At 63.6% G+C, this 25644-nt stretch carries 26 protein-coding genes and 1 tRNA gene; 14 read left to right on the forward strand and 13 right to left on the reverse strand.

All coding sequences use genetic code 11. The features are described from left to right. Positions 1–53 precede the first annotated feature (53 nt). The 7 genes from AC5Y30_RS13695 to AC5Y30_RS13725 form a co-directional block, all read right to left on the reverse strand. Positions 54–1043 (reverse strand): CaiB/BaiF CoA transferase family protein, encoded by a 990-nt coding sequence (locus AC5Y30_RS13695; protein ID WP_499919046.1) that lies wholly within the window; start codon positions 1041–1043, stop codon positions 54–56. 53 nt (positions 1044–1096) lie between these two features. Beyond that, positions 1097–2053, reverse strand: a complete 957-nt coding sequence (locus AC5Y30_RS13700) for an LLM class F420-dependent oxidoreductase (RefSeq protein ID WP_499918809.1) — start codon at positions 2051–2053, stop codon at positions 1097–1099. After that, positions 2038–2478 (reverse strand): cobalamin-dependent protein, encoded by a 441-nt coding sequence (locus tag AC5Y30_RS13705; protein ID WP_499918814.1) that lies wholly within the window; start codon positions 2476–2478, stop codon positions 2038–2040. The genes AC5Y30_RS13700 and AC5Y30_RS13705 overlap by 16 nt, the downstream gene beginning before the upstream one ends. Next, the gene (locus AC5Y30_RS13710) at positions 2479–4056 is read right to left on the reverse strand and encodes a methylmalonyl-CoA mutase family protein (protein ID WP_499918816.1); all 1578 of its coding nucleotides are present in this window, start codon (positions 4054–4056) and stop codon (positions 2479–2481) included. A gap of 87 nt (positions 4057–4143) precedes the next feature. Beyond that, positions 4144–4956, reverse strand: a complete 813-nt coding sequence (locus AC5Y30_RS13715) for a methyltransferase domain-containing protein (protein WP_499918818.1) — start codon at positions 4954–4956, stop codon at positions 4144–4146. A gap of 85 nt (positions 4957–5041) precedes the next feature. Beyond that, complete coding sequence (locus AC5Y30_RS13720; RefSeq protein WP_499918821.1) at positions 5042–5740, reverse strand: M15 family metallopeptidase; 699 nt, start codon at positions 5738–5740, stop codon at positions 5042–5044. Between the two features lie 135 nt (positions 5741–5875). Next, positions 5876–6079, reverse strand: a complete 204-nt coding sequence (locus tag AC5Y30_RS13725; protein ID WP_065028413.1) for a cold-shock protein — start codon at positions 6077–6079, stop codon at positions 5876–5878. 355 nt (positions 6080–6434) lie between these two features. On the opposite strand from AC5Y30_RS13725, the gene AC5Y30_RS13730 reads away from it, so the two are divergent. After that, the gene (locus tag AC5Y30_RS13730; RefSeq protein WP_499918827.1) at positions 6435–6572 is read left to right on the forward strand and encodes a hypothetical protein; all 138 of its coding nucleotides are present in this window, start codon (positions 6435–6437) and stop codon (positions 6570–6572) included. A 22-nt stretch (positions 6573–6594) separates the two neighbouring features. On the opposite strand, the gene AC5Y30_RS13735 is transcribed toward AC5Y30_RS13730, so the two are convergent. Then, a complete protein-coding gene (locus tag AC5Y30_RS13735) occupies positions 6595–6828 on the reverse strand; it encodes a hypothetical protein (RefSeq protein ID WP_499918829.1) in 234 nt (77 codons plus the stop codon). Between the two features lie 470 nt (positions 6829–7298). Between AC5Y30_RS13735 and AC5Y30_RS13740 the strand changes: the two genes are divergently transcribed. Next, positions 7299–7778, forward strand: a complete 480-nt coding sequence (locus AC5Y30_RS13740) for a DUF5994 family protein (protein ID WP_499919049.1) — start codon at positions 7299–7301, stop codon at positions 7776–7778. On the opposite strand, the gene AC5Y30_RS13745 is transcribed toward AC5Y30_RS13740, so the two are convergent. Continuing rightward, the gene (locus AC5Y30_RS13745) at positions 7775–9064 is read right to left on the reverse strand and encodes a cytochrome P450 (RefSeq protein WP_499918830.1); all 1290 of its coding nucleotides are present in this window, start codon (positions 9062–9064) and stop codon (positions 7775–7777) included. The two genes, AC5Y30_RS13740 and AC5Y30_RS13745, sit on opposite strands and share 4 nt — an antisense overlap. Before the next feature lie 166 nt (positions 9065–9230). Between AC5Y30_RS13745 and AC5Y30_RS13750 the strand changes: the two genes are divergently transcribed. Next, on the forward strand, positions 9231–9890 hold the full coding sequence (locus AC5Y30_RS13750) for a TetR/AcrR family transcriptional regulator (RefSeq protein ID WP_499918832.1): 660 nt from the start codon (positions 9231–9233) through the stop codon (positions 9888–9890). Between the two features lie 188 nt (positions 9891–10078). Beyond that, positions 10079–10915, forward strand: coding sequence for a mycofactocin-coupled SDR family oxidoreductase (locus tag AC5Y30_RS13755; protein ID WP_499918833.1), 837 nt, complete (start codon positions 10079–10081; stop codon positions 10913–10915). Between the two features lie 66 nt (positions 10916–10981). Here AC5Y30_RS13755 and AC5Y30_RS13760 read toward each other — a convergent pair whose 3' ends face one another. Then, entirely contained in the window at positions 10982–11602 is a 621-nt protein-coding gene (locus AC5Y30_RS13760) for a cation diffusion facilitator family transporter (protein ID WP_499918835.1), read from the reverse strand. A 401-nt stretch (positions 11603–12003) separates the two neighbouring features. Between AC5Y30_RS13760 and AC5Y30_RS13765 the strand changes: the two genes are divergently transcribed. After that, positions 12004–12921 (forward strand): TIGR00366 family protein, encoded by a 918-nt coding sequence (locus AC5Y30_RS13765; RefSeq protein WP_499918836.1) that lies wholly within the window; start codon positions 12004–12006, stop codon positions 12919–12921. After that, a complete protein-coding gene (locus AC5Y30_RS13770) occupies positions 12840–13487 on the forward strand; it encodes a TIGR00366 family protein (protein WP_499918837.1) in 648 nt (215 codons plus the stop codon). Before AC5Y30_RS13765 ends, AC5Y30_RS13770 begins: the two co-directional genes overlap by 82 nt. Positions 13488–13503: 16 nt before the next feature. Here AC5Y30_RS13770 and AC5Y30_RS13775 read toward each other — a convergent pair. Continuing rightward, positions 13504–13571 (reverse strand) — tRNA-Phe (locus AC5Y30_RS13775). A gap of 173 nt (positions 13572–13744) precedes the next feature. Here AC5Y30_RS13775 and AC5Y30_RS13780 point away from each other — a divergent pair. Further along, entirely contained in the window at positions 13745–15214 is a 1470-nt protein-coding gene (locus AC5Y30_RS13780; RefSeq protein WP_014379125.1) for a rolling circle replication-associated protein, read from the forward strand. A 107-nt stretch (positions 15215–15321) separates the two neighbouring features. Beyond that, positions 15322–15693: a hypothetical protein gene (locus AC5Y30_RS13785; protein ID WP_044059196.1), complete on the forward strand. Its 372-nt coding sequence runs from the start codon at positions 15322–15324 to the stop codon at positions 15691–15693. A gap of 433 nt (positions 15694–16126) precedes the next feature. On the opposite strand, the gene AC5Y30_RS13790 is transcribed toward AC5Y30_RS13785, so the two are convergent. Beyond that, a complete protein-coding gene (locus AC5Y30_RS13790; protein ID WP_014379124.1) occupies positions 16127–16822 on the reverse strand; it encodes a TetR/AcrR family transcriptional regulator in 696 nt (231 codons plus the stop codon). Between the two features lie 790 nt (positions 16823–17612). On the opposite strand from AC5Y30_RS13790, the gene AC5Y30_RS13795 reads away from it, so the two are divergent. The 3 genes from AC5Y30_RS13795 to AC5Y30_RS13805 all read left to right on the forward strand — a co-directional run bounded on the left by AC5Y30_RS13795 (position 17613) and on the right by AC5Y30_RS13805 (position 22409). Further along, positions 17613–20690: an MMPL/RND family transporter gene (locus tag AC5Y30_RS13795; protein WP_014379122.1), complete on the forward strand. Its 3078-nt coding sequence runs from the start codon at positions 17613–17615 to the stop codon at positions 20688–20690. Between the two features lie 72 nt (positions 20691–20762). Beyond that, positions 20763–21653, forward strand: a complete 891-nt coding sequence (locus tag AC5Y30_RS13800) for an alpha/beta fold hydrolase (RefSeq protein WP_041787016.1) — start codon at positions 20763–20765, stop codon at positions 21651–21653. A 156-nt stretch (positions 21654–21809) separates the two neighbouring features. Further along, the gene (locus tag AC5Y30_RS13805) at positions 21810–22409 is read left to right on the forward strand and encodes a TetR family transcriptional regulator (protein ID WP_041787015.1); all 600 of its coding nucleotides are present in this window, start codon (positions 21810–21812) and stop codon (positions 22407–22409) included. Positions 22410–22477: 68 nt separating this feature from the next. Here AC5Y30_RS13805 and AC5Y30_RS13810 read toward each other — a convergent pair whose 3' ends face one another. Beyond that, positions 22478–22906 carry an NUDIX hydrolase gene (locus tag AC5Y30_RS13810; RefSeq protein ID WP_041787014.1) on the reverse strand — a complete coding sequence of 143 codons (429 nt, stop codon included), beginning with the start codon at positions 22904–22906 and terminating at the stop codon, positions 22478–22480. 78 nt (positions 22907–22984) lie between these two features. On the opposite strand from AC5Y30_RS13810, the gene AC5Y30_RS13815 reads away from it, so the two are divergent. From AC5Y30_RS13815 to AC5Y30_RS13825, 3 genes are all read left to right on the forward strand, one after another. After that, the gene (locus tag AC5Y30_RS13815) at positions 22985–23779 is read left to right on the forward strand and encodes a GntR family transcriptional regulator (RefSeq protein ID WP_014379118.1); all 795 of its coding nucleotides are present in this window, start codon (positions 22985–22987) and stop codon (positions 23777–23779) included. A gap of 99 nt (positions 23780–23878) precedes the next feature. Continuing rightward, complete coding sequence (locus AC5Y30_RS13820) at positions 23879–24301, forward strand: hypothetical protein (protein ID WP_041787013.1); 423 nt, start codon at positions 23879–23881, stop codon at positions 24299–24301. Continuing rightward, complete coding sequence (locus AC5Y30_RS13825; protein WP_014379116.1) at positions 24298–25644, forward strand: hypothetical protein; 1347 nt, start codon at positions 24298–24300, stop codon at positions 25642–25644. The genes AC5Y30_RS13820 and AC5Y30_RS13825 overlap by 4 nt, the downstream gene beginning before the upstream one ends.

Here is a 25644-nt window from a genome sequence, read left to right on the forward strand (position 1 = left end):
GAAGTTACTTTCACGCTCGACCGCGAGTGTGAAATTAACTTGACGTTCGGGGGCTACTGGGCCTGCTGGGGAAGCTCCGGCGCCGGACGGTATTCGGGTTCATACCCCGAGATGTGGATCGGGCTGCCCACCAAACGGAATTCGCCCGCCGTCACGACCACTTCCGGCGTCGCCTCGAGCGCCTCGGGCAGCGTTCGGACGGCCGCCGCCGGAACTCCCAGCGGGCGCAGCCGTCGTTCCCACCCGACGGCGCTGTCGGTGGCCAGCATCGCCGTCACGACCGCCAGCACTTCGTCACGGCGGGCGACTCGCTCGGCCATCGTTTCGAAACCCCCGATGCCCGCTTCGGCGGCGAACGACTTCCAGAAGCCGTCATGCGTGATGAACAGCGCCAGATATCCCTCGGCCGTCGGAAAAAGCTGAGCGGGAACGTAATAGGAGTGGGCCCCGTGGGGGCGGCGCTGCGGCTCGACGCCCCCGTTGAGATAGGCCGACGCGTGGTAGTTCAGTTGGGACAGCATGACGTCGCGCAGCGACACATCCACCTGCCCGCCGGTACCCGAGATGATTTTCGCCAACAACCCCAATGCCGCGGTCATTCCGGTGGAGTTGTCGGCCGAGGAGTAGCCGGGCAGCGTCGGCGGGCCGTCCGGATCGCCGGTCAGGGCGGCGGTGCCGACACCCGCCTGCACCACGTAATCGAAGGCCGGATCATCGCCGCCGTACAGGCCGAAGCCGGTGATCGCCACGCAGACGATCCGCTCGTTGTGCCGTCGCAACTCGTCGTAGGTCAGGCCCAGCCGGCGGATGGCCGACGGCTTGAGGTTCACCAGCAGCGCATGGGATTCGGCGACCAGTTCACCCAATCGCTGCTGTCCGGCATCGGAATTGAGGTCCAGCGTGACGCTGGACTTGTTGCGGTTGAGGCTGGCGAAATAGGTGGCGCCGACGCTGCGGGAGATCTCGCCGCCGGCCGGTTCGATCTTGGTGACCTCGGCACCGAGATCGGCGAGCAACATGGTCGCGTACGGCCCCGCCAGCATGGTGCCGACCTCGAGGATGCGTATCCCGGCCAGCGGCCCGGAGTCGTTTGTGGTCAACGCAATTCCGCGGCGAGTGAGGCGATCATTTCCCGGGTGCGCTGTTTGGACGCGACCAGCTCGTCGCGGTTGTCACCGATGGGAAGCAGCCGCACCGACAAGTCGGTCACGCCGGCGTCGGCGAAGCCACGCATCCGCGCCAAGATCTGTTCCTCGTCACCGGCCGCGCACAGGTCGCCGACGTCGCGGGCGTCACCGCGGTCCAGCAGGCGCTGATAGTTGGGCGACACCTCGGCCTCGCCCAGGATGCGGTTGGCCCGCTCCCTGGCCTCGTCGATTCGTCCAGCCGCACACAGGCATACCGGGATTCCCGCGACGATGCGCGGTGCGGGGCGACCGGCATCGGCGGCGGCCTTGGTGATCTTCGGAGCGATGTGATCACCGATCGCGCGTTCGTCGGCCATCCACAGCACGGTGCCGTCGGCGAGTTCACCTGCGATCTGTAGCATCACCGGCCCCAGCGCGGCGACGAGCACCGGCATCGGGGTGTCGACCCCGATGGCCAGCGGATTGTGCACTGTGAACGAATCGTTCTCGACGTCAACCGATCCCGGCCCGGCAACGGCTGCATTGAGCACCTCGAGGTAGTCGCGGGTGTAGGCGGCCGGCTTCTCGTACGGCAGGCCGAGCATGTCGCGAATGATCCAGTGGTGCGACGGCCCGACGCCCAGCGCCAGCCGTCCACGGGCCACCGCGTGCGTCGAGAGGGCTTGGCGGGCAAGGGCGATGGGGTGCTGGGCCTGCAGCGGCACCACCGCGGTACCCAGTTCGATGCGCGAGCTGTGGGCGGCCATCAGCGACACCATGGTCAGGCAGTCGAAGTCGTTGGGCACCTGCGGCATCCAGGCGGTGTCCAGGCCGGCGGATTCGGCCCATTCGATGTCGGAGGCCAGCTTGTCCACCTTGCGGGCCATGTCGCCCCGCTCGGCGCCGATCATCACTCCGACGCGCATGGTTCCTCCGTGACGGGTTCGTTCGAGTCGGTGTCCGCCGTGCCGGTCAGTGCGCGGATGTCGCGCACCAGGTCGTCCAGCGGCGTCCCGGTGGGGAATACCGCGGCGGCGCCGGCGGAGAGCAGCTTGGGGACGTCCGCATGGGGGATGGTGCCCCCGACGACGACGGCGATGTCGGCGGCATCGGCGGCGCGCAGAGCTTCCACCGTGCGCGCGGTGAGGGCCAGGTGCGCACCCGACAGGATGCTCAACCCGACCACCTCCACGTCCTCCTGGACGGCGATCGACGCGATGTCCTCGATGCGCTGGCGGATGCCGGTGTAAATGACCTCGAACCCGGCGTCACGTAGGGTGCGGGCGACGATCTTCGCGCCGCGGTCATGGCCGTCCAGGCCGGGTTTGGCAACCAGAACGCGGACGGCCATCTAAAACACCACCGGTTGTTGGAATTCGCCCCACACCGCCTTGAGCGCGGAGACCATCTCCCCGACCGTGCAGTAGGCGTTGGCACAGTCGATCAGCTTGTGCATCAGGTTGTCGTCTCCCTCAGCCGACCGCGACAGTGCGGCCAACGCGGATTGCACTGCGGCCGAATCCCGTTCGGCCTTCACTTTGGACAGCCGCTTGAGCTGCAGGTCACGTCCTTCGGCGTCGAGTTCGTAGGTGACGACATCGTGGGCGAGTTCCTCCGTCACGAACCGGTTGACCCCGACAACGGGCCGCGTGCCGGCTTCGACTTCCTGATGCAGGGTGAAGGCTTCGTCGGCGATCAGGCCCTGCAAATAACCGTCCTCGATGGCCTGCACCATGCCGCCGTGCCGCTCGAGGTCGGACATGATCTCGATGATGCGCTCCTCGGTCGCATCGGTCAGCGCCTCGACGAAGTAGGAGCCGCCGAGCGGGTCCGCGACGCTGGCGACGCCGGTTTCGTGCGCCAGGATCTGCTGGGTGCGCAGCGCCAGTGTCGTGGTCTCCTCGGTCGGCAGCGCGAATGGCTCGTCCCAGGCCGCGGTGAACATCGACTGCACACCGCCGAGCACCGCGGCCATCGCCTCGTATGCCACCCGGACGATGTTGTTGTGGGCCTGCGGCGCGTACAGCGACGCGCCACCACAGACGCAACCGAAGCGGAACATCGCCGCCTTCGCCGTCTTCGCCCCGTAGCGCTCCTGCACGATGGTCGCCCAACGGCGCCGTCCCGCACGGTATTTGGCGATCTCCTCGAAGAAGTCCCCATGGGTGTAGAAGAAGAACGAGATCTGCGGCGCGAACTGGTCGATCGTCATGCGGCCGCGCTCGACCACCGTGTCGCAATAGGTCACCCCGTCGGCCAGGGTGAACGCCATCTCCTGCACCGCGTTGGCCCCCGCGTCGCGGAAGTGCGCCCCGGCCACCGAGATCGCATTGAACCGGGGAACCTCGGCGGCGCAGAATTCGATGGTGTCGGCGATCAGCCGCAGCGACGGCTCCGGCGGCCAGATCCAGGTCCCCCGCGAGGCGTACTCCTTGAGGATGTCGTTCTGGATGGTCCCGGTCAGCTTTTCGCGCGGAATCCCCTTCTTCTCGGCGGCCGCGACGTAGAACGCCAGCAGGATCGCCGCCGTCCCGTTGATCGTCATGCTCGTGCTGAGCTTGTCCAACGGGATTCCGTCGAACAGGATCTCGAAATCGGCCAGGGTATCCACCGCGACGCCGACCCGGCCCACCTCCTCGCCGAATTCGGGATCGTCGGAGTCGTAGCCGCACTGGGTGGGCAGGTCGAGCGCAACCGACAGCCCCGTCCCGCCTTGCTCGAGCAGGTAGCGGTACCGGCGGTTGGATTCTTCGGCGGTGCCGAAGCCCGAGTACTGGCGAAACGTCCAGAGCTTGCCGCGATAGCCGGAGGCGAAGTTACCCCGGGTGAAGGGGAACTCCCCCGGCTGAGGAGGCTCCGCGGTTACGTCCGCCGGCCCGTATACGGGCTGCAGCGGGATACCAGACGGAGTGTGGGCCGTATTATCCATCGGTGAATAACGTACTTGCAAAAAAAGAGAATGCCAATACCACACCGCTGAGCAGGTAAAAGGACCCCGCTATGCCGCCGCCCCGGTCTATGCGCGGCAGATTATCTCGCCATGCGGGATCGCGATCCAGCCGTCCGGTGCGGCGGCCCATTCTCGCCACGCGGCAGAGATCTCCTCGAGCTGCGCGGTGGTCGCCAGGTCGAGGCTCACCAGGTCACGCGCCACAGCTGAGTGCAGAATCCGGTCGGCCCACATTCCGCCCCACCAGCCGCGCGTCTCGGGCGTGGCGTAACAGCACAGGCTGCCGGTGGGCGTGATGTCGACGAATCCCGCCTGCTGCGCCCACGACAGCAGTCGCCGGCCCGCATCCGGTTCGCCCCGGTTCGCGCGCGCGACGCGGCGGTAGAGGTCGCGCCACAGCTCGAGCGCCGACGCTTCCGGGTACCAGATGAACCCGGAGTAGTCGGCGTCGCGGGCGGCCACGATGCCGCCCGGCGCGCACACCCGCCGCATTTCTCGAAGTGCTGCAATGGGATCGGACACATGCTGTAGCACCTGATGCGCGTGGACGACGTCAAAGGCGTCGTCAGGAAAGTCGAGGTTGTGCACGTCGGCGGTGGCGAACGAGACGTTGGACAGGTTTCGTCGCTGGACTTCGTCGCGGGCAACACTGAGCACGTCGGCAACCTGGTCGACCGCGGTGACCGGTCCGGGTGCGACTCGCGCGGCCAGGTCGGCGGTGATGGTGCCGGGTCCGCAGCCGACGTCGAGCACGGACAGCCCCGGTCTCAGGTGCGGTAACAGATAGGCGGCGGAGTCCTCGGCGGTGCGTCGCTGGTGAGAGCGCAACACCGACTCGTGATGGCCGTGCGTGTAGGTCGCTCGATATTGGTCGTTCACTGTGCCCCTCGGTTGCCGCGTCTGGTCTGGCAGCCTACGCGTCGACAGTCACATTCTGAAACCGGCGTCCCGTATTTTGAGACGCTTAGTCGACGGGCACGTCGACGATCGGTCGGTCGACACCGGCCCCTGGCCCGTCGAAATGCCACCACTCGCCCGAATACACCTTCAGCCCGCCATAGTTCATCGCCGACCGCAGCGCCGCCCGGTTCGCCGCAGCGTCAGCACCGATGCCCTGCGTGTTGAAAGCCGTTGCCCGAGGCGTGAAATCGTCGAAGTCGGTACCCATGTCGGCCAGGCAGAGTCCGCTCGCGTACAGCCCGGACGAGCACGGCTGCTGCGTCGTCGTGAAAGTCACGTCGACCGAACGGCCCGACTCGTGGCTGTGTGCGTACGGGCCCGGGCGTGCCACCCAAGCGGGATTCGGGACCAGATTGAACATCTTGACCTGAACGTCGTGCGGTCGATAGCAATCCCAGAACACCAGGAGGTGCCCCTGCGGGCGCAGCGCGCCGGCGGCCGCGGCCAGGCCGGGCGTCATCGATTGGTGCACAAGGCATCTGGCGTCGGAGGGATACAACTGTGTATGGGTGAAATTATTGGTGGTCGCGTAGCGCAGATCGAGTATCGCATCGGGGATGACACTGCGGACGTCGACGAACCCGGCCGCCCGTGCGGCGTCGCTGACCGGTGGTACGTCGGGTCCGGCGTTCGCGGTGGGTATCCCGCCCACCGAGACGAGCGACAACGCAATGGTCAGTCGTAGCACCCACGCGAGACGCATGCGGTCATTATCCCGGTTCGTCAGTCCGGATCGCGCTAGAGGTGCGGGGTTGTCGCAACCGGCGACCTGGGTCCAAAAAGCATCGATGGGCTGGTACGAAGCAACCGCACCAGCCCACCGTGACGTATGTCAATCTCAGACGGTACTGACTCCTACCGCCTGGGGTCCTTTGGCTCCTTGCTCAACCTCGAACTGAACACGTTGGTTCTCATCGAGCGAGCGATAGCCGTTTCCCTGGATCTCGGAGTAGTGGACGAAGAGGTCCTTCGTGCCGTCGTCAGGGGTGATGAAGCCGAAGCCCTTTTCACCGTTGAACCATTTCACAGTTCCCTGTGCCATTTACTTACTTCTCTCATCAAATGCGGATGTACCAAACACATCCATGCGGGCTCAGGGTAGCACGAGTGGGCTAATATTCGAAAATAATTGCAACGCTTACTAATTCACCCAGTACCTGGTCTAGATGGTGATCGGCCCGGCGGCCGGCGGAAGCAGGGCGCTTATACCCTGACCGCACCGTCTTCACCCGAGCCCGACATGCACCGCGCCGGCCGCCTGTAGAGTGGGGAGGAACCGCGTTCTAGCGGTCACCGCGAATCGCGAACGAATCATTGAGACCGCCTGCGATTCGATAGTCGTCCGACGCCAAGCAGCGGCGCGTATCGGCCGACATCTTCATTCGGAAGGACAGCTCATGGACGAGTCGAACTTGTTTTCCCACCCCGAGGCGCCGAAGTATGTCGCTTCGGGCGAAACCTCTGCAAAACCGGTCGAGCACCCGGCATTTTCCGATCGGCCCGACGCCGCCGGATCTCCAAATCAAGGTCGCTGATCGGCCTTGACGAGCGTGGATGTCAGGACGCTTGGGCGTACCTGCGGACCAATTCGCCATCGCCGAAGGTACTGGTTCGCTGCTGACCGTTGTCGTCTCGACTGAAAAATGTCCACTGCCCCGGGCCGCTCTGTGGAGCACTGATCATCTTGACCGTCAGACGCAATTCGGTGGGACGCCGCGTGCCGATGACGTCACCGACACGGACCTGCGATGGGTGGATCTCGACCGCGTCGCACCAGTTCTCTATTGCCATGTAGCCCCGTCCTCGCTGTTGCCACTACCCTACCCGCCATCCCTCGATTCGTGACAGACAACAGCAATCGTCTCCTATCCCTTGCGCCGCAAGGGATTTCGTTCCGTCGGAAATGACAAAGCTCATCTGCCAGGCGAGTTTCCAGATGCGGTCAGCCGACCAGCGCCGCGCCCGCGTGCGCTGTCGCTGGCCACCCGAGCGTCCAAGTGGGCCGGTAGTGGCGTAGCGTCGAAGGCGAGCCGTTCGTTGTCAGCGGTGGTCGACTGCGCAATCGGCGCAGATGACACCCCCGGGCAATGTGATTCCTCCGTCGGTCCCTCGTCCGTGGACCCGACGACGCCGAGCGCGAAGGAACCGCCCATGGGTTACGCGACCCCGATCGTTACACGACAACAAAATGATTCGACGCCTGATGCGGACGGCTTCGCCGCCGTGGTCAAGTGCGCGAACTGCCGGCCGCGGTATCCGCGATGAGCTTGGCCGTCAGAACCCGACGCCAATCCACTCCCATCCGGCTCTCGGTGGCTCGCAAACTCGGACGCGATATCGACGGTGCGTGGTGGCCGCGTGCAGATCGCATCACGAATGAATTGCCCGAGCTCGTCGCGGTCCTCACTCCATTGCTTGGCGAAGTCACTTCCATCAACGTCAATTGGTCTTCGCTGCAACGGCCGCCCGATCTCAATTGGCCGGGATGGGAAGGCAAACGCCAGCATGTAATGACGGTCATCGGCATACACGCTCGCGTCAACCTTTTGATCGTCTCGTACGCGACCCACAGCGGGTTGGCGTTGATGGTGCTCCGCCGTGCCGCAAATCTACCCATCGAGAGCGCCGACCGCATCAAACCCGCGTTCGTGGCCGCGGACTCGATCCTGCGGGCTGCCGAACAACAACGTGAACATGCTTGCAGTGACCGGCAGGTGAAAGGCCTTGCGGTACAGGACTAACGCTCGCCAGGCCCCTGGGCGAACTCGATATGCAGCTCGGTGAGGCCGCGCAGCAAGAACGTGGACTCGTAGCGGTACTCGCGGTTGGGCGGCGGGCCGTGCTTGGCCTCGCTGATCCGGATGTCGCGCGTTCGGTCCAGGAGGCGGTTGATGGTCACTTGGCCTTCTACACGCGCCAGCGGTGCGCCGGCGCAGGTGTGGATCCCGCGACCGAAAGCGATGTGCTCGCGGACGTTCTTTCGGTCGACCTGAAACTCGTTGGGATTTGCGAATTTTCGCGGATCACGATTGGCCGCTCCCAGGCACAGCATGATGACCGTGCCGGCCGGGACGTGTACTCCGCCCAGAGTGGTGGTCTTGCGTGCCAGCCGGAAGTCGACCTTGGTCGGGCTCTGCATGCGCAACGCCTCCTCGATGAACGGGCCGATCAGGCTTCGGTCGGCGCGCAGCCGCGCCTGAAGCCCGGGTTGGTCACCGAGGACCTGCACCGCGGCGCTCAGTAGTTTGGTCACCGTCTCCTGGCCTGCCGCAAACAGAAAGGTGGCCGGTCGCACGACCTCCAGTAGCGGTGGAGTCGAGCCGTCGGGATACGTGGCGGTCGCGAGGCCGGTCAGTACGTCTTCGCGGGGGCTTTCCCGTCGGTCGGCGATGTACGCGCTGAACAGGTCATCGAGGTACTGCAACGGGTTGCTGCCGACCGGTTCGTGATCGAGCGCGCCCACCCTGGCTCCCGGCGCGTTGCCGGCTCCCAGGTTGCGGCGAATCTCGGCGCGGTCGTCGTCGGGAACCCCGAGCAGATCGGCGATCGCCAAGGTCGCGAACGGCTTTGCGTACTCACCGAGGAACTCGCACCGACCGTTGGCGATGAACTCGTCGAACTGCCGATCGGCCAATTCCCAGATGTAGTCCTTGTTTTCCTGCAGCCGACGCGGCGTGAGCAGCCGTCCGAGCAGTGAGCGCGCTTTTTCGTGCTCGGGCGGGTCCATGACGACCATGTGCTCGAAGATGGGGAACTCATGACGGTGCGCTTCGATCTGTTCGCTGATGTCGTCGCCTTGCGGCGTAAACGGCAACGGCGGGAACGGGCCGCCGATCGCATTGACCGCGGAGAACGAATCGACGTCTTTGAAGGCGGCCTGCACTTCCTGGTAACCGGTGACCGCCACCACCCCGTAATGCGGCTCGCGGAAGACCGGGCCCTGGCCGCGAAGGTAATCCCAATAGGCGTAAGGGTCTTGCGCGATGTCGGCGTCGGTGAAGTAATCGACGTCGGCGAGTTCGGTCATGAGTTCGATTCCTTTTCCTGGCCTACGAAGCGGCATCACGCCAGCGCACCCTCGGTGACGACGCTGACGCCTTGGCGCGGACAGGCGGCCACGGCGCCCCCATCCCCAGTCGACGCGGACTCACGGGTCATTAACTGATCGATCGACCAAATTGATAGGATGCGGTATGCCTACCACGGATCGCGCGCGCCGGTCAAGCAAAGCGGGCGCGTCCAGCCCCGCATCGACACGCCACAACAAGAGAGGCGCCGACGCGGGCGCGCGCACCAAGCTCATCGAGGCCACCGCACGCATCATGCGCGAGGAGGGCTATGCGGCGGCCACGTCGCGCCGGGTGGCCGCGGAGGCCGGCGTCAAGCAGGCCCTCGTTTATTACTACTTCCCGACGATGGACGATCTGTTCGTCGAGGTGCTGCGCGCCGGTGCCGAGACCGCGCTGGCACGCATGCGCGCCCTGCTCACCGACGACGACCCGTTGCAAACGCTGTGGTTGATCAACAGCGACACCGCGGCGACGGCACTCAATGCCGAATTCATGGCATTGGCCAACCACCGCAAGGCAATTGGTGCCGAACTCAAGGCTTACGCCGAGCGGGTCCGCGACATCGAGACGGCGGCGGTGGCGATGGTCCTGCGCGCAAACCACATCGATCTTGAGGAATATCCGCCGGTGGCCATCTCGATGCTGATCGCGCAGGTCGCGCGCAGCCTGTGCAACGAGAGCGCCGTCGGCGTCACCCACGGCCACGACGAGTTACGCGCGTTCGTCGAACGCCAGATAAGCCTGCTGAAGGCACCCGCGGCCGCGCCGACGCCGAGCGGTTAGGGCCGGGGCGCCCTCCCGCGATGGCCCCGGCATCGCTCCCCCGGCGCGTGGCTTGATCGCACTCCCCTGCCGGCGTCTGTTGACACCGCAATCAAATGATGCGACCCTTCCTGATCGATCGACAAATATTTTGGAGTCGAACGCCGGGCCGTCGTCAACCCGGCCTTTCTGATCAGTGAGGTGCAGTCATGGGCAGAGTTGAGGGCAAAGTCGCGCTGGTCACCGGGGCCGCCAGGGGTCAGGGCCGCAGCCACGCGGTGCGACTGGCGGAGGAGGGTGCCGACATCATCGCTGTCGACATCTGCGCACCGATCAGCAGCAGCAGCGAGATCCCGCCCTCGACGCCGGATGACCTGGCCCAGACGGCAGACCTGATCAAGGGCCTCAACCGCCGCATCGTGACCGCCGAAGTCGACGTGCGCGACTACGAAGCCTTGAAAGCCGTGGTGGACGGCGGGGTCGAACAGCTCGGCCGCCTGGACATCATCTGCGCGAACGCGGGAATCGGCAACGGCGGGCAGACCCTCGACAAAACCCGTGAGGACGACTGGCGAGACATGATCGACGTCAACCTGTCGGGCGTCTGGAAGACCGTCAAAACCGGTGTACCGCATTTGATTTCCCAGGGCCAGGGCGGATCGATCATCCTTACCAGCTCGGTCGGCGGCCTCAAGGCATACCCGCACACCGGGCACTACATCGCCGCCAAACACGGCGTCGTCGGTTTGATGCGCGCCTTCGCCGTGGAACTCGGTCAGCACTTCATCAGGGTGAATTCCGTTCACCCGACCAACGTGAACACGCCGATGTTCATGAACGAGGGAACGATGAAGTTGTTCCGGCCGGATCTGGAGAACCCCGGCCCGGACGACCTCAAGGTCGCCGCGCAGTTCATGCACGTGCTGCCGGTCGGCTGGGTCGAGCCGGTGGATATCAGCAACGCAGTGCTGTTCCTGGCTTCCGACGAATCGCGCTACATCACAGGCCTTCCGGTCACCGTTGACGCCGGGAGCATGCTCAAGTAGCCCTGGCCGCCGGCTGGGGTTTACTCCGGGGCGCGCCTTCGGGTTCGGACAGTCGTGGCCGACAAATTACTTCGTCGTCGGTGCTGTGCTGCCGGGTTGAAGAAGATTTTCCTTGACCTCCCGCAATGCGTAGAACGCGAGCACATAGCCGGTGACGGGATCAGCCCACCACCAGCCGGCAAGGCTGTTGAGTACCAGCCCGAGCAGCACCGCGGTGGCCAGCAGGCCATCGACGAGAGTGACCCGACCTTCTGTGGTGAGCACGGGGTTGCCGAGGGCGGCACCGGTTCGGGTCTTGCCAACCGCGAGCGCGAACATCGCCGCCGCGGTGATCGCTGTCCATGCGACGCCAAGGGGTGAGTGCCGTGGGTGAAAGCCGGTAACCAGGACGATCGTCGACTGCACCGCCAGATAGATCGCAAGCGCTCCGAACGCGACCCCGATGAGCCGCAATGCGAACCGCCGGCGGGCTTCGCCGGTTCCCGAGAGCTCCCAGACAACGACCGCCGAGGCGCCGATCTCGACCAGGGAGTCCAAACCGAACCCGAACAGCGCCACCGATTGGGCTCCGATCGCCGCCACGGTGAGGGTGACGATGCCGACCACGTTCCAGGCCAGAGTGGCATACTCGAGCACAAATCCGCGCCGCATCAAGGACCGGCGAACGGCCTCGTCGAGGTGACTCATACCCGTCAGTCTCGCAGTCAGGTCCCTCGCGCCCGCCAGGTGGCTTGGCGCAGCAATCGAAGTCCATTGCTACTGCTCATCGTCACCGCCGTAATCGTCGCGGCCACCCAACGACTCACGCAACTCACCAAAGTCACTGCACCACAGGCGCGTTCACGTCCCACAAAAACGTGACTGGCGCATCGGTCGACGATCCAAACCGATGCCCATCCGCGCGACACGTCCGCACGTGAAACCGCCATGCCGCCGACGCCCGCGGCGCACATCCTTTCCTCGCTCGAGCGCCTCGAGCAGTCGACGATGCGGTGCGCGCACAGGACGCGACCCTTCGCAAGGTCTATTACGATCGGCCAATGCGCGCGGCCGAACGTGAGCCGGCCACATGATGCGAGGGCAGGTCGATGACGACGAGCGAAGACCCGATGGCCGCGACCGACACGCCGGAGGCTGGGGCCGAACGACCAGGGCCGTCAACAGTAGGAGAACGTAAACCCAAACGCCGCAGCGTCATCCAAGGGCTCACTACGCTCTGTGTCCGGTATGTCGAACGCCTGATGCCCGACCCGTACCTGTTCGCGGTCATCCTCACCGTCATCGTCGCCGTGCTGGCTGCGCTCTTGGTGCACGGCGCCTCCGTGACCGGCATGCTCAAGGCGTGGTACGGGGGCGTGTGGGGATCGCAGAACATCTTCACTTTCGCCTTCCAGATGGTGTTGATCCTCGTGACCGGTTACACGCTGGCCGAGGCACCAATTTTGAAGCGGGCCATCGTCTACATCGCGAGCAAGCCGAGCAATCCGGCGCAAGGCGCCCTGCTGTGTTTTGCCGTGAGTGCCGCACTCTCCCTGCTGAACTGGGGACTCGGGTTGGTCGCAGGCGCGCTGGTTGCCCGCCAGTTCGCGAAGCGCTTCACCGATACACATTTCGGCTACCTGATCGCGGCGGCGTTCATGGGCTTCATCGTCTGGACGCAGGGACTGTCGTCGTCGATCGCGCTGGCGAATACCGACGACGGCAGCCCAATCAACGTGATCCACAAGATGACTGGCGCCACGGTGCCGCTGAAACTCACCATCTTCGAGCCCTATAGCTGGCTATCGGTGATTGTGGTGCTGACGCTGCTCGCGCTCGCGATCTGGCGCATGCAGCCGGCGCAAAGCCTTGCTCCTGATCCCGCCGTGTTCGACGACGAGGACCAGCCCGAGATCAAGCCCGGGGGCAAACGATCGTTTGCCGAATGGCTGGAAACCAGTGGATCCTCAATGTCCTCGTGTTCGTCGCGGGCATTGCCTACTTCTGGCGCAGTGGTTTTGCGCTGAACATCTCATCGATGATCATGTTGTTCACGATCACGAGTGCACTGCTGCATCGCACGCCGATCCGGTTCATCCGGGCATTCACCGGCGCCGCAAAGGTGTCCGGTCCGCTGCTGCTGCAATACCCGCTGTACGGCGGTCTGGTTGCCCTGCTCGGCTATGCGCCCTCGCATGCCGACGGTAAGGCCGTGCCCTTGCAGACGCTGCTGGCCCACGGGGTCGTGAGTGGCGCGACGCAGTACACGCTGCCGTTCCTCACCTTCATCGGGTCGTTGATCATCAGCCTGTTCGTGCCGTCCGGCGGCGGGCACTGGGCGGTGCAGGGCCCGATCGCGATCGACTCGGCGCGGGCGCTCGGCCAAATCTCGCCGGCCTATCTCGGATTGATGTCCATGGCGGTCGCCGCCGGCGAGGGGGTCGCGAACATGATTCAGCCGTTCTGGCTGTTGCCCCTGCTCGCGATAGCGAAGCTCAACGTGCGTCAGGTGATGGGCTTCACGATCGTCGCGTTCTTGGTCGGATTGGTGGTGCTGGGTGCCACCACTCTGATTGCGCCCTACGTGGTTTGACGCCGCGTTCGAAAGCTGGTGGCCAGGGGCGGGATCGAACCGCCGACCTTCCGCTTTTCAGGCGGACGGAATGGCCACTGGCCTGCGGTTTAACGTCGTTCATGCGTCAAATGCGGCGCGCTGAGCGCGTCTGACGCAGGCTGCCCGTCCGACGATCGGACACAAACCGGACACGGTGACAGCACTCCCGACAGGGACCCCTTCATCGCCCTTCACTCAGTGATGCGCGCCGAGGGCTCCCGGGGAGCAGATGCGCGATGCCCAGCATCACGAGGTCGACCGCCCGTCCAACGAGCACGACCGCGGAGCGACCCACTCTTCGGCCGGACACAAGCCGAACGGCCAGCCGGAACACGGACGGAGCCGCGGACGCCGGGAGGCCGCGAGTGCCCGAGGCCGCCAGGGCCGCAGGGCGCGAGAGCGGTAGCGGTCGGTCGGACGGCGGGAGCGGCGTAGGCCGTGTTCCGGCTGGGACCAACGGGCTTGTTATATGTGCCAAAAGTGTCCGCGATGCCGCCGAGGGCGGTGTTGATGCGCAGTTATCGGCGGCAGATGCCCTCGGACTGCGGTTCCCAAGGCCCGAGCTGGTGGCCTCGGCGGCAGCACTCTTTGAACCGGCGGGGCCGTGGGCGCGAGGGCGGGGCCGGCTGGGCGTAGAACCTGAGTCCGGCCGATTTCGGATCACGATCGGCCCCGGTGTAGTCCGACTCGGCTGGACCAACCCGGTGCGTCCGGAAAAGGCATCTGAGCGTGCAGTCAAACGACACCGCCTCGATGTGACGGCAGAGGTTGATCGCATTGAGGCCGGTCGCAACATTCCCGACTCGGCAGCCCGTGCGATCACCGAATGGTCTCGCAAGTCGCGCGCGGCAATGTGTCGCACCTTCGCCGAGCTCGACTACACGCCACTGGTGGAGTGCGACCGTGTCCCTGCAATGGTCACCTTGACCTACCCCGGCGACTGGGAATCTGTAGCACCTGATGGGGCTAGCGTAAAGCGGCATATGATGCTGTGGCGCAAACGTTTTCAACGGGAATGGGGTGAACCGGCCCGCTACATCTGGAAGCTGGAATTTCAACGCCGCGGCGCTCCGCACATTCACCTCTGGATGGCTCCGCCGCATGCGGTAGGCCGATCCGGCGTCAAATTCCGCGACTGGCTCTCGCGCGAATGGGCGGAGATCGTCGGCCATCCGGATCCCGAGCAGCGCGAGCGCCATTTGCTCGCTGGCACGGCCATCGATGTTCGCAACGGATTACGTGCGTGTGACCCGAAACGCCTGGCTATCTACTTCACCAAACACTCATCGCCAAACATCAACGGCGACAAGGAATATCAGCATATCGTGCCCAATTTGTGGCAGCAACCTGGGCGCGGACCCGGCCGATTCTGGGGTGTCTGCGGACTCAAGAAGGCCATTGCGGTTGTAGAGGTAGCTCAGGACGCATACCTGGCTGCGCGCCGGATCGTGCGACGCTGGTCACGTAGCCAAGCGATATACGGCAATCCCGGCAGCAGCTTCCCCACCGCCGTCGTGCCGCGCACGGCCACTCGCCTGGTCCCCCGCGTTGGTCAGTACACGGGCGTCGTGACCTTCCGGAGGGTGCGCCGACGACGAGCCTTCTGCAGCCAAGGAGGCCTCGCGGGCGGATACGCACTAGTGAATGACGGTCCGGCTTTTGCGTCCAACCTAGCTGCCGCAGTGTCGGGGGCGTCACCTAGATAAAGCAGCCGAACTCATCCATTGCCACAATGCGCACTCGGGTTCGTCACGTCATACATTCTTTATTCTGACCGTCGAAAACGCCGGTTTCGCGCCCTAAAATTTCGATCATGGTTACTCCTCCGGTCCTGCTCCGGACGTCATCACAACGCCCACCGGCCTGGCAACGCTGGGTGCTCAACGCGATGTACAACTTCGATCGATACACGATCGATGATTGGCTAGGTCTCATGAGAGATCATCTCCAGCGAACCGAGGGTGCCACCGCGATGCGGACCGCTCGCTACACCATTGATGTCATGCGCCACGTTAGGGCGCTCACGTCGGCGACCGCGAGCCTTGCTTCACACGGCGACCCGGCGGCCCGCTCTGAATTGGCCGACGCCGCTCTCGACTTGAAGAGCGCCCTCGATAGGCTTCATGAAGCGCGCGACCAGCTGCTAAAAGCCGCTGGCGCCGAACGTGTTACTGATGCTGACTGAGGCAATGAGTCTGCTCTTAAGCTGGCCACGAAAGACACGTGGGTCGCTGAGGGTGGATGTCCCCCAACGCCGGTGTGATGCGATGTGCATGACAGCATGATGTATCCCGGTGATTCGGTGCTGCTGCCTTCCGGCTTGTCCGATCGTGGCGAACGCGTGTTCCCGGTCCTGTGGTTGACATCGGGGTGAACACCTACCGTCACGCCGCACTTCGATCGGGTCGTTCACTTCTGTCTCGATGCGTCGCTGGCGCGGATAGCGTTTCGTGCCCTGCGGGCCCGCATACCGACTGGGAATCGACTTTTTGTCGGCGGCAACTGAATACTGACCACTGCGCGGCAAGCTGATCAGTTTTCGCTTGCCGTTGACACTTTTTAGTTGCGCAGTGTGCGCGAGCCCGATCCGGGCTATGCATCGTCGACCGTCTGCCGAGCTAGTTGCCGCCTTGATCGGAATGGCTTATGCCGGACGAGGATTTCCGGGCCGAGGGCCGCGAAGGGGGTGTGTCTGCCGGGCGGCGGTGCGCGGTGAGGAAATCGTCGACTATACGTTCACAATCTCGGCGATCGACTGCGCGCAGCCCGGTGAGTCGAGCGAACGCCACCGGGCCGACGAGTTGGCACAGGATCAGTTCTAGATCGAAGTCGTCGAGGCCGGCTCGGGCTTCAGGGCCTTCTAGGAGGCTGTTGAACGGTTGGCGGTAGTGGTCGATGATCCGTGTTCGGAGCGCGTTGCGATCGTAGGTTTCCTCTGTGCCGTCCGGTGTTGGCCCGAGCGCGACCCAGGCCAGCGTGGTGACGTGCAGCGGCGCTTCTTGAAAGAGGGTCGCCTGTCGGCTCAACAGCTCGATCAGTTGGTCGCGTAATGATCCCGTAGCAGGTGGTGGGGTGACCTGCGGTAGCAGCCGTTCAAATGTGGCGGCCAGCAGTTGGGTGGAGCTGGTGAAGTGCCGATACAGCGTGGTGCGTGCGACCTTGGAGGCTTTGGTGACCGCGTCGATGGTGACGGCTTCGATGCCACCGGCATTGAGGAGTTTAGTCGCCGCATCCAGCAATCGGGTCCGTGACCGAAGGCGGCGTGGGTCGACGTCGTCGTCTTCATCTACCGAGGTTTCGGCGTCACGCTCCACGTAGTCACCGTAAACCCCCCACGAACCTGGCCCGCAGCGAATTGCACCGGGGAAGCCATTCAATCCGTCGAACGATACTAGTAGTATCGTAGCGATACTATGAGTACACTTTGGCGGTGTAGGCCAAGCACCGAAGGAGGATTGGTGATCAGGCAACCGGTCGAGCGGTTCGGGACCCGGGGGAGTCGACGGTGCTGCCCCCAGTCGGCCGGCCGCGTGGCTATCGAAGGATCCAGCTTCTGCCTCGGCGCGGCGACCTCACGGACGAAAGACGTCAAATCCTGATGAATGTGCCGATTTCGCTGACGAAAACCCACCTCTGGAGGCGTGCGGTTCGGGATATCCGGCTGGCCAGTCGCGGTATTGCCAAGCGCACACACCAAGGACGCCCGGTCGACCAGGGCCGCGTTCGTCCACGTCACTATCCCCCTCGCACTTGCTCGTACCTGGACGACGATCTGATGAGTCGGGAAATGCACGATCATGTTCGCGATGAGCCGATCAGGCTGAGTTCCCGGCTGGCATTTCGCCTACGGCGTTCGTGAGCTTGTCAGCAGCCAGCGATGACCCATGCCCAACGTCAAATGATCTGCATACCAATGGATTACGTACTGACGTATCCGAGGTACGGAACCGGCGACAGGACATCGAGGTCGAGCGCCAGGGCCGATCGGTGCCGCCGCAGTGGAATGGGCACGCCTGTCGGTAGCAGTTTCACCGACACCATGAAAGGGTACCGGTAGTACTGTTGCGATACCGTTAGTTTCTTTCAACGTAGCGGAGACGGGGGATGGTAGATACCGGGTGGGTTTCGTCGGGCGTGGCGACCTTGAGTCGGCCGGTCCGGGAACAACTCCGCAAGGTCACCGCTGGTGAGGGCGTTTACAGCGACCGGCTTGCCCGCTTAGCGCGGTTCAGTATCCGGCACAAGGTTCTGGTCATCGCCGCGTGGGTGGTGGCTGCCGGCGTCTTAGCCGTGCTGTTCCCGCAATTGGAGATCGTCGTAAAGCAGCAGTCGGTGAATCTCATCCCTCCTGATGCGCCCTCGCTGCAAACCGTGGACCGGATGGGGATCGCATTCGGCGAGCAGGGATCCAAGACAACCGTCTTCGTCGCGGTAGAGGACCCGACGGGCCTGACTGCGCCGGTGCGTCAGCGTTACAACGCGATGGTTTCGCGGTTGCGTGCCGATTCCAAGCATGTGCGACTGGTTCAGGATCTGTTGGCCGACCCGGTTACTGCCGGTCAGGCGGTGAGCCAGGACGGCAAGGCATGGTATCTGCCGGTCGGGGTGGCGGGCACACTCGGCGATCCGAAGGCGGCAGAATCCGTCCAGGTGGTGCGCGCTATCGCCGCCCAGTCGTTTAACGGTACGTCCACGACGGTTCGCGTAACCGGCCCTCCCGCGACGTTCAGCGATCAAATTGATTCGGCTGAGCAGGATTTGATTGTCATTTCTGTGGTGACCGCGGGGCTGATTGCGCTGATTTTGCTGGTCATCTATAGGTCATTGTTTACCGCGTTGCTGCCACTGGTGGTTATCGGCGTCAGTCTTGGGGTAGGGCGCGGAGTGCTCTCGGGGCTGGGCGAAGCGGGGATGCCGGTGTCGCAATTCACCATCGCGTTCATGACGGCGATTCTGTTGGGCGCCGGCACCGATTATTCGGTGTTTTTGATCAGCCGGTATCACGAGCAACGCCGCCAGGGGGTCTCGCCCGACCTCGCGGTGATCAATGCGACCGCCACCATCGGGCGCGTAATCCTGGCCTCCGCGGCGACTGTGGCGTTTGCATTTTTGGCCATGGTGTTTGCAAAGCTGAGCGTTTTTGGCGCGCTGGGCCCAGCGTGTGCGATAGCCGTCTTCGTCGGAGTCGCGGCCACCGTGACGTTGTTCCCACCGGTGTTGGCGCTGGCCGCTAAACGCGGCATCGGCGAGCCCAAAGCCGACCGCACACGCCGCTACTGGAACTGGATCGCGGTGGCCGTAGTCCGCCGGCCCGGCCCATTGCTGGCCGCCAGCCTGGCTCTCGTGTTAGGGCTAGCTGCTGTGGCGCTGACCATGCGCATGAGCTATGACGACCGTCAAGGCCAGCCGGAAACGACCGCCAGCAACGAGGGTTATCATCTGCTGGACAGGCACTTTCGCAAAGATATCGTTATCACGCAGTTCATGGTCGTCGAATCACCGACCGATATGCGCACCGGTAAAAGCCTGGCCGACCTGGACGAAATGGCGTCTCGCGTGTCGCAATTGCCAGGTGTCACCAAAGTTTCCGGCGTCACCCGGCCTACCGGGGCGCGACTGGACCAGGCACAGCTTTCTTGGCAGAACGGCCAGATCGGCACCAAGATGGCCGATGCCGTCGCCAAAGGAGACGCCCACAAGACCGATCTCACCAAACTCACCGGTGGCGCCGACCAACTCGCGGGCGGCCTGGCGCAACTTGACACCACCCTGCGCACGGCGCTGACTCCGCTGACCGGGATCCTTACCCAAGCCCAGTCCAGCGGGCCACAATTTCAGCGCTTTCGCCAGCTGCTGCAGCAGCTTTCGGCTACCACACCGACCGTCGACCAAGCTATTCGAACCGGGCCCGGGCTACGCCAAGAAGCTCAACAAGCCCAACAAGCGATCGCCACCATCGACCCGCTGGTCGGTGCGCTCAACACCTCCCCCTGGTGTGCCACCACCCCCGAGTGTGCCCAGATCCGCGACCAGGTACGGATCTTGGTGACTTTGCGCGATGGCGGCTTTTTCAGCCAGCTCGCCGACCTCGGCGATTTGTACCAGCCCGATGCCAATAATGCAGGCGGCACCGTGGCAGACCTGCAGCGCACAGTCACTTCGCTGGACAAGGCCTTCGGAGCGCTTGGCGATCCCGCCGACATGGCCGGCAACATCGGCCGCCTTCAAAACGGCATCAGCCAGCTCGCGTCGGGAGCACAAGCCCTAGCCACCGGTGTGCACACCCTCGCCGACAGCAACATCGAAATGTTGTCCGGCATGAGTCAGATCGCCACCCAGCTACAGAATTCCGCGCGATCCAGCGCCGGTTCGGACAACTCCAGCGGCTTCTACCTTCCCGCTAACGCCTTCGAGAATCGCCAGTTCTCCGATGTGGCAAAGCACTTTCTATCCGCTGACGGCAAGACCGCGCGCTTCGCCATCGAATCTAGCTACAACCCCTACAGCAGCGAAGCGATGGATCTCGCGCAGAAGATCACGCACGTTGCCGATGCCGCACGCCCCAACACCTCGCTGGCTCACGCCCGGATATCGATGGCCGGCTTCCCCGCCGTCAATTCCGATATCCAGCGCCTCCTGTCGGCCGACTTTCACCTACTGGCCATCGCCACACTCGTCATCGTCGGGTTGACCCTCGTCGTTCTGCTACGTGCCGTGGTGGCCCCGCTCTACCTGCTCGGTACGGTCGTACTCAACTACGCAGCCGCACTGGGCATCGGCACACTGGTCTTCCAATACGGCCTGGGCAAGCAAATCGCTTGGCCCGTTCCGCTTTTGGCGTTCATCATCCTGGTCGCGGTGGGCGCCGACTACAACATGCTGCTGATCTCGCGGCTACGCGAGGAATCCGCTCACAACATTCGCGTCGGCGTGCTGCGCACGGTCGCGAACACCGGCTCAGTCATCACCTCGGCCGGGCTCATCTTCGCGGCCAGCATGTTCGGCCTTATGGTCGGGTCCGTCGCGATCATGCTCCAAGCCGGACTCATCATCGGCTGCGGCCTACTCCTGGACACCTTCGTGGTCCGCACCCTCACGGTTCCCGCGATCGCCACATTGCTCGGTGAGGCCAGCTGGTGGCCTCAACGGAAGCCCTTGGCCCCGCGCGCCAGAGCACGCTGACGATGACATGTCACCTGAGGGACAACGCAGCGTGACGGGCGTGGACCTTGCGCCCAAAGGGGCGCGGATTACATGACACTTACTCAGGAGCGCATCCACACGCGCGACGGCATCACTCTCGTGGCGGATTGCTACCGGCACCCCACGACTGGTCCCGTGGTGTTGCTCCTCCATGGCGGCGGCCAAAACCGCCACGCCTGGGCCACCACAGCTCGTCGCCTCCACGCCCATGGCTACACCGTCATCGCGTACGACACCCGCGGCCACGGCGACAGCGACTGGGACCCGAGCGGACAATACGACGTCGAAAAGTTCGTCGCCGATCTGCTCTCGGTTCGAGAACACGTCGGCACCGAGAGTCCCCCTGCCCTCGTTGGCGCGTCGCTGGGTGGGCTAACCATCCTGGCAACCCACCTGCTGGCCCCAGCCGGGCTGTGGGCAGCCGTTATTCTCGTCGACATCACCCCGAGGATGGAGTTCCACGGGGCCCGTCGCATCGTGTCGTTCATGGCCGCCCACCCCGACGGCTTCGGCACACTCACCGATGCCGCCGACATCATCGCCGAATACAACCCGCGCCGACCGCGACCCGAAAATCTCGACGGTCTGCACAAAGTTCTGCGCCAACGTAGCGACGGTCGATGGGTCTGGCGCTGGGACCCAGCCTTCATCAGCTCCAACTTCGATGTCCTGCAAGGCGAACTCATGACCGACACCGAGGAGTTCGAGGCGATCAGCGGGTTTCTCGCCGAAGGAGCACGTCGAATCACGGCCCCGACGCTGTTAGTGCGGGGCGCGCTTTCAGACGTCGTCTCCGAGGAAACGGTCAACGAATTCCTCGAACTCGTCCCGCACGCCGAAACAACTGACGTGACGGGCACAGGTCATATGGTTGCCGGCGACGACAACGACGCCTTCACCAGCGCTGTCACCGACTTCCTCGACCGCCGCGTATTTTTGTGAGACGGTCTTTTCCCGTGAAACCCGCGTCGCCTGCTGGGCCCCCAACACTGCGAGACCAGCAAGTGAACCCCCCTAGTACTGTTGGTTTCGCTACGCTACTGTTCGTACCATAACTCAGGAAGCATCTGGGAATGTCGGATTGACGAAGGCGATGTCATGCCCTCCGCAAATACTGGCTCGTTAAGGGACCGACGCCGTGCCGAGTTGCTCTCGCAGATCCAGGGCACCGCGCACCAACTTTTTGCCGAACGTGGATTTGCTGCTGTGACCACTGAGGACATCGCTGCCAGTGCCGGGATATCCATCAGTACTTACTTCCGTTACGCGCCTACGAAGGACGACCTTCTTGTCGCGCCGTTGCGGCAGGCGGTCGCCGAAATCGTTGGTGCCTACGGCGCTCAGCCGTCGGACCAATCGGCAGCCGAGGCGCTGATCGCGTTGTTTGCCGAAACCGCCTGGGACAAAACCAATCCGAACCCGCACTACTGGCAACGAGCCATACTGACCGCCCCCCACCTACTGAGCGAATCGGTACTGATCAGCGACAACGATGACCGCAAGCTCGTCGAACTCGTCGCCACAAGGATGGGCGTCGATGCGGCATCCGACATCCGTCCCTCGCTGCTGGTCCACACGGGTTTGGCCACCGCACAATTCATACTTCGGCGCTGGCTGAGCTCAGACACTGAAACGAAGCCACCGCTGCACGTTCAGTTGAAAGAAGCTTTGAGAGTCACGTTGGCTGGATTCGATTGAAAGTAGACCGCTTTGAACTCGGGGCATACGGTTGGCCGGCTAAACGCAATGTGGCCCCGTCACAGTCTCTACTCTGAAAGAACGTTGGCTCCATCGTGGGCACGCGAGTGCGGATATTCGTCGAATGCGTCCAGAACGCGCACGGCGAAAGCAGGGCTCATCTCAGACTGAACTTCTTCTTTCGCCATCCAACGGACTTCCCGGGCTTCGGCAGTCGGGTGCGTGTCGCCAGCGGCAGGACTGCAGCGGTAGACCAACGCGACAATCCCCTGCTTGAGGTTCTTGTAGACGCCGGTAAGACGTTGCACCGTGACCTTCAATCCAGTTTCCTCGAGGACTTCCCGCCGCACACCATCCTCGAAGGATTCGTCCAGTTCGAGTACGCCACCGGGGGCTTCCCAGTGGCCGTTGTCATCTCGCCGGATCACGAGAATGCGATCATCGCCACGTACGACGATGCCGGCGACACTGACTGAGTGTTTAGGAGTGGTTCCCATCGTTCGGTCTCCATTGTTCGATGCCGTCGGAGGTGACACGGGTTGACTGGCTTCCTAGACTAGTCGTCTAGACATGTAATGGAAGGCTCGCGGGTGCTGCAACTTGGACAAATCGATCGAGGCGATGACAAACCGCCATATCGGCAAATCGCGGGCATACTGCGAGAGGCGATCAGTTCCAATCGGCTCGCACCCGGGGAGCGACTGCCGTCCGAGGCGGAACTGATCGAACATTTCGGTGTAGCGCGCATGACTGTAAGACAAGCGGTGCAGGAGCTTCGTTCCGACGGATTGGTCATCTCACAACACGGCCGCGGGGTGTTCGTCCGCCCGGAACCTCGAATCCGCAGACTAGCGTCTGATCGATTCGCACGACAGCACCGCGCCGAGGGCAAGGCTGCATTTACCGTCGAGGCGGAGAAATCCGATTTCGCGCCGCAGGTGGACAACATCGTTGTGAGCCGAGAGAGGCCGAATTCGTTTGTGGCTGAGCGCCTTCGAGTTTCAGACGGCGATGACATTGTCGTGAGATCGAGGCGTTACCTGGCGAATGGGCGACCCGTCGAGACGGCCGTCTCGTACATTCCGGCGGCATTTGCCGAAGGCACGAGGATCGAGCAGCTGGATACCGGACCCGGTGGTATCTACGCGCGCTTAGAAGAGCACGGTCATGTGCTTGCTCGCTTCACTGAAGAAGTCGCCGCTCGGATGCCCACTCCTGAAGAACGGCGGCAGCTGGAGCTTGACTCAGGAGTTCCGGTGCTTACGGTGTTGCGAACCGCTTACGACACCGATGACGTGGCGGTGGAGGTCTGCGACACCGTGAAGGTGGCCTCCGCCTACCTGCTCGAATACGAGTTCCCGGCCCGCTGAGCGCAAAGTCTCACACGAATCACGCGTCGCCCGTTGCACTCCTCTAGACGACTATGTACCCTCAACTTGTCTAGAGCAGTTCTACGAAAGGTCGACAAAGTGTCTGTGCCGAAGTGGCTCAAGCTGTCCCACCAGCAGGTTTTCCCACACAAAGCGTTCGTGGTGTCAGATGTGACGCCGGTGATCGATTACGAGCGGTCAACGAAAGACAACAAGGTTCAGGCGACTGATCGAGAATCAGGCCTGCCGTTGTGGCAGGTGGAAGTCCTCGACGGTGATCCGGCCGCGAGCAAGCGGGCACGCACCCTGACCGTCAAGTTCGCAACGCCCAAGCAGCCTGTGTGCCCACAGAACACTGCCGGAATGCCTTTTACACCAGTGATTTTCGAAGAGTTGTGCGTGTTGCCGTACGTGGACCGTTCGAGCGAATCCGGCCGCATTGCGTGGTCGTTTCGGGCCTCGAGCATGACCGCGGACACTGGCAAGGCGGGGTCCTCAGCGGCAGACCGGGCGTCAGCATGAGTCCGTACGACCCCGTAGTACCTAGCGATCCGTATTCGATTCCAGATCCCGACGCCGGGACGGACCTCTTTGACCTCACGCACCTACTGACGGTCGGCGCCACATGGCTCACCGCGGTGACCGGCGTGGTCACCCTTTCGCTCGTCGTTTGGAGACTGCGTTCGCCCGCCACATTTGGGCGCTATGTCGCAACCCCTGCGCGGCGGATCCGATGGCTGCTATGGGCGTTGACCTCTTGGCCGCGAGTTGCCAAGGCCTGCGGGCTGTCGACTTCCGAGCGCGTCGCACGTACGGACTCGCAGGGCAAGACCACGACGAAGACAGTCTGGACCCACCCTCGCCTTCTCGGGGTGAGCATCTCCGATCACTGCCTGCACATGACCGTCCGCACACGAACGGGCCAGACAGTCGATGACCTCGAAAACGCGGTCCCCGCGATCCGCGACGCTGTCGGGGCACATTCCGCCCGTTCCACGGTGGTAGCACCCGGGACGGTTCGCATGGAATTTGTTATGCGACAACAGCTGTCGGCCATCAAGACTGCTAGACGGCCAGCCTGCACCGAGGCAACTGCCGTTAAGATTGGCCGACGGGAGAACGGCTCGGCTTGGATTCTCCGCGTCGCTGGCCTCCACACCCTCACTGTCGGGTGCTCAGGAGCGGGCAAGGGCTCCATTTTTTGGGGCATTGCAGGCGGCTTAGGCCCGGCCATCAGGTCAGGAACCGTGCGGCTTTTCGCCGTCGACCTCAAGTACGGGATCGAAGTGTCAGTCGGCTCCGCCCTATTCAGCAAGATCGCGACGACCGAGGTCGAGGCCGCGAGCCTGCTCAACAAGTTGGAGGAGCTGCTGGATTGCCGTGGCCGCAGGATGGCCGGCCAAGCGCGTTCGCACACACCGAGCACCGCCGAACCGCTCGTGGTGCTGCTCATCGATGAATTGGCGGGCTTGACCGCTTACATGACAGACGTCGCCCTCAAGAAGCAAGTTGCAGCCTCGCTCTCACGCATCCTGACAAAGGGCAGGGCCGTAGGCCTCGTGGCCACCGCCTTCATGCAGGACCCCCGCAAGGAGATTCTGCCCATGCGCGGGTTGTTCACCCAGACCGTTGCATTGCGGCTGCGTTCACGCGACGAAGTCGCGATGGTTCTGGGTGATGGCCTCGCTGATGCCGCACCCGCGCACCGCATCAACCCGAGTGAACCTGGGACCGGATACGTCATCGCAGAAGACGGATCAACGATGCGAGTACGTGCCGACTACTGGCCAGATTCGTTAATCCGTTCTGTTGCACAAGAATACGGGTTCAAGAGCCAAAGATCTACTGGTCCCGCAGAGAACTGA

The organism is Mycobacterium sp. NGS27 (assembly GCF_059813005.1).

What these genes read in the sequence shown, in the direction of transcription:
- AC5Y30_RS13795 (WP_014379122.1), top strand. Translation starts at nt 17,613, where the DNA reads ATGGTAGATACCGGGTGGGTTTCGTCGGGCGTGGCGACCTTGAGTCGG.
- AC5Y30_RS13780 (WP_014379125.1), top strand. Translation starts at nt 13,745, where the DNA reads ATGCCCAGCATCACGAGGTCGACCGCCCGTCCAACGAGCACGACCGCG.
- AC5Y30_RS13735 (WP_499918829.1), bottom strand. Translation starts at nt 6,828, where the DNA reads ATGGCAATAGAGAACTGGTGCGACGCGGTCGAGATCCACCCATCGCAG.
- AC5Y30_RS13705 (WP_499918814.1), bottom strand. Translation starts at nt 2,478, where the DNA reads ATGGCCGTCCGCGTTCTGGTTGCCAAACCCGGCCTGGACGGCCATGAC.
- AC5Y30_RS13770 (WP_499918837.1), top strand. Translation starts at nt 12,840, where the DNA reads ATGGCTGGAAACCAGTGGATCCTCAATGTCCTCGTGTTCGTCGCGGGC.
- AC5Y30_RS13765 (WP_499918836.1), top strand. Translation starts at nt 12,004, where the DNA reads ATGACGACGAGCGAAGACCCGATGGCCGCGACCGACACGCCGGAGGCT.
- AC5Y30_RS13745 (WP_499918830.1), bottom strand. Translation starts at nt 9,064, where the DNA reads ATGACCGAACTCGCCGACGTCGATTACTTCACCGACGCCGACATCGCG.
- AC5Y30_RS13825 (WP_014379116.1), top strand. Translation starts at nt 24,298, where the DNA reads ATGAGTCCGTACGACCCCGTAGTACCTAGCGATCCGTATTCGATTCCA.
- AC5Y30_RS13700 (WP_499918809.1), bottom strand. Translation starts at nt 2,053, where the DNA reads ATGCGCGTCGGAGTGATGATCGGCGCCGAGCGGGGCGACATGGCCCGC.
- AC5Y30_RS13750 (WP_499918832.1), top strand. Translation starts at nt 9,231, where the DNA reads ATGCCTACCACGGATCGCGCGCGCCGGTCAAGCAAAGCGGGCGCGTCC.
- AC5Y30_RS13815 (WP_014379118.1), top strand. Translation starts at nt 22,985, where the DNA reads ATGGAAGGCTCGCGGGTGCTGCAACTTGGACAAATCGATCGAGGCGAT.
- AC5Y30_RS13710 (WP_499918816.1), bottom strand. Translation starts at nt 4,056, where the DNA reads ATGGATAATACGGCCCACACTCCGTCTGGTATCCCGCTGCAGCCCGTA.
- AC5Y30_RS13760 (WP_499918835.1), bottom strand. Translation starts at nt 11,602, where the DNA reads ATGAGTCACCTCGACGAGGCCGTTCGCCGGTCCTTGATGCGGCGCGGA.
- AC5Y30_RS13720 (WP_499918821.1), bottom strand. Translation starts at nt 5,740, where the DNA reads ATGCGTCTCGCGTGGGTGCTACGACTGACCATTGCGTTGTCGCTCGTC.
- AC5Y30_RS13805 (WP_041787015.1), top strand. Translation starts at nt 21,810, where the DNA reads ATGCCCTCCGCAAATACTGGCTCGTTAAGGGACCGACGCCGTGCCGAG.
- AC5Y30_RS13810 (WP_041787014.1), bottom strand. Translation starts at nt 22,906, where the DNA reads ATGGGAACCACTCCTAAACACTCAGTCAGTGTCGCCGGCATCGTCGTA.
- AC5Y30_RS13695 (WP_499919046.1), bottom strand. Translation starts at nt 1,043, where the DNA reads ATGCTGGCGGGGCCGTACGCGACCATGTTGCTCGCCGATCTCGGTGCC.
- AC5Y30_RS13785 (WP_044059196.1), top strand. Translation starts at nt 15,322, where the DNA reads ATGGTTACTCCTCCGGTCCTGCTCCGGACGTCATCACAACGCCCACCG.
- AC5Y30_RS13725 (WP_065028413.1), bottom strand. Translation starts at nt 6,079, where the DNA reads ATGGCACAGGGAACTGTGAAATGGTTCAACGGTGAAAAGGGCTTCGGC.
- AC5Y30_RS13730 (WP_499918827.1), top strand. Translation starts at nt 6,435, where the DNA reads ATGGACGAGTCGAACTTGTTTTCCCACCCCGAGGCGCCGAAGTATGTC.
- AC5Y30_RS13800 (WP_041787016.1), top strand. Translation starts at nt 20,763, where the DNA reads ATGACACTTACTCAGGAGCGCATCCACACGCGCGACGGCATCACTCTC.
- AC5Y30_RS13740 (WP_499919049.1), top strand. Translation starts at nt 7,299, where the DNA reads ATGAGCTTGGCCGTCAGAACCCGACGCCAATCCACTCCCATCCGGCTC.
- AC5Y30_RS13755 (WP_499918833.1), top strand. Translation starts at nt 10,079, where the DNA reads ATGGGCAGAGTTGAGGGCAAAGTCGCGCTGGTCACCGGGGCCGCCAGG.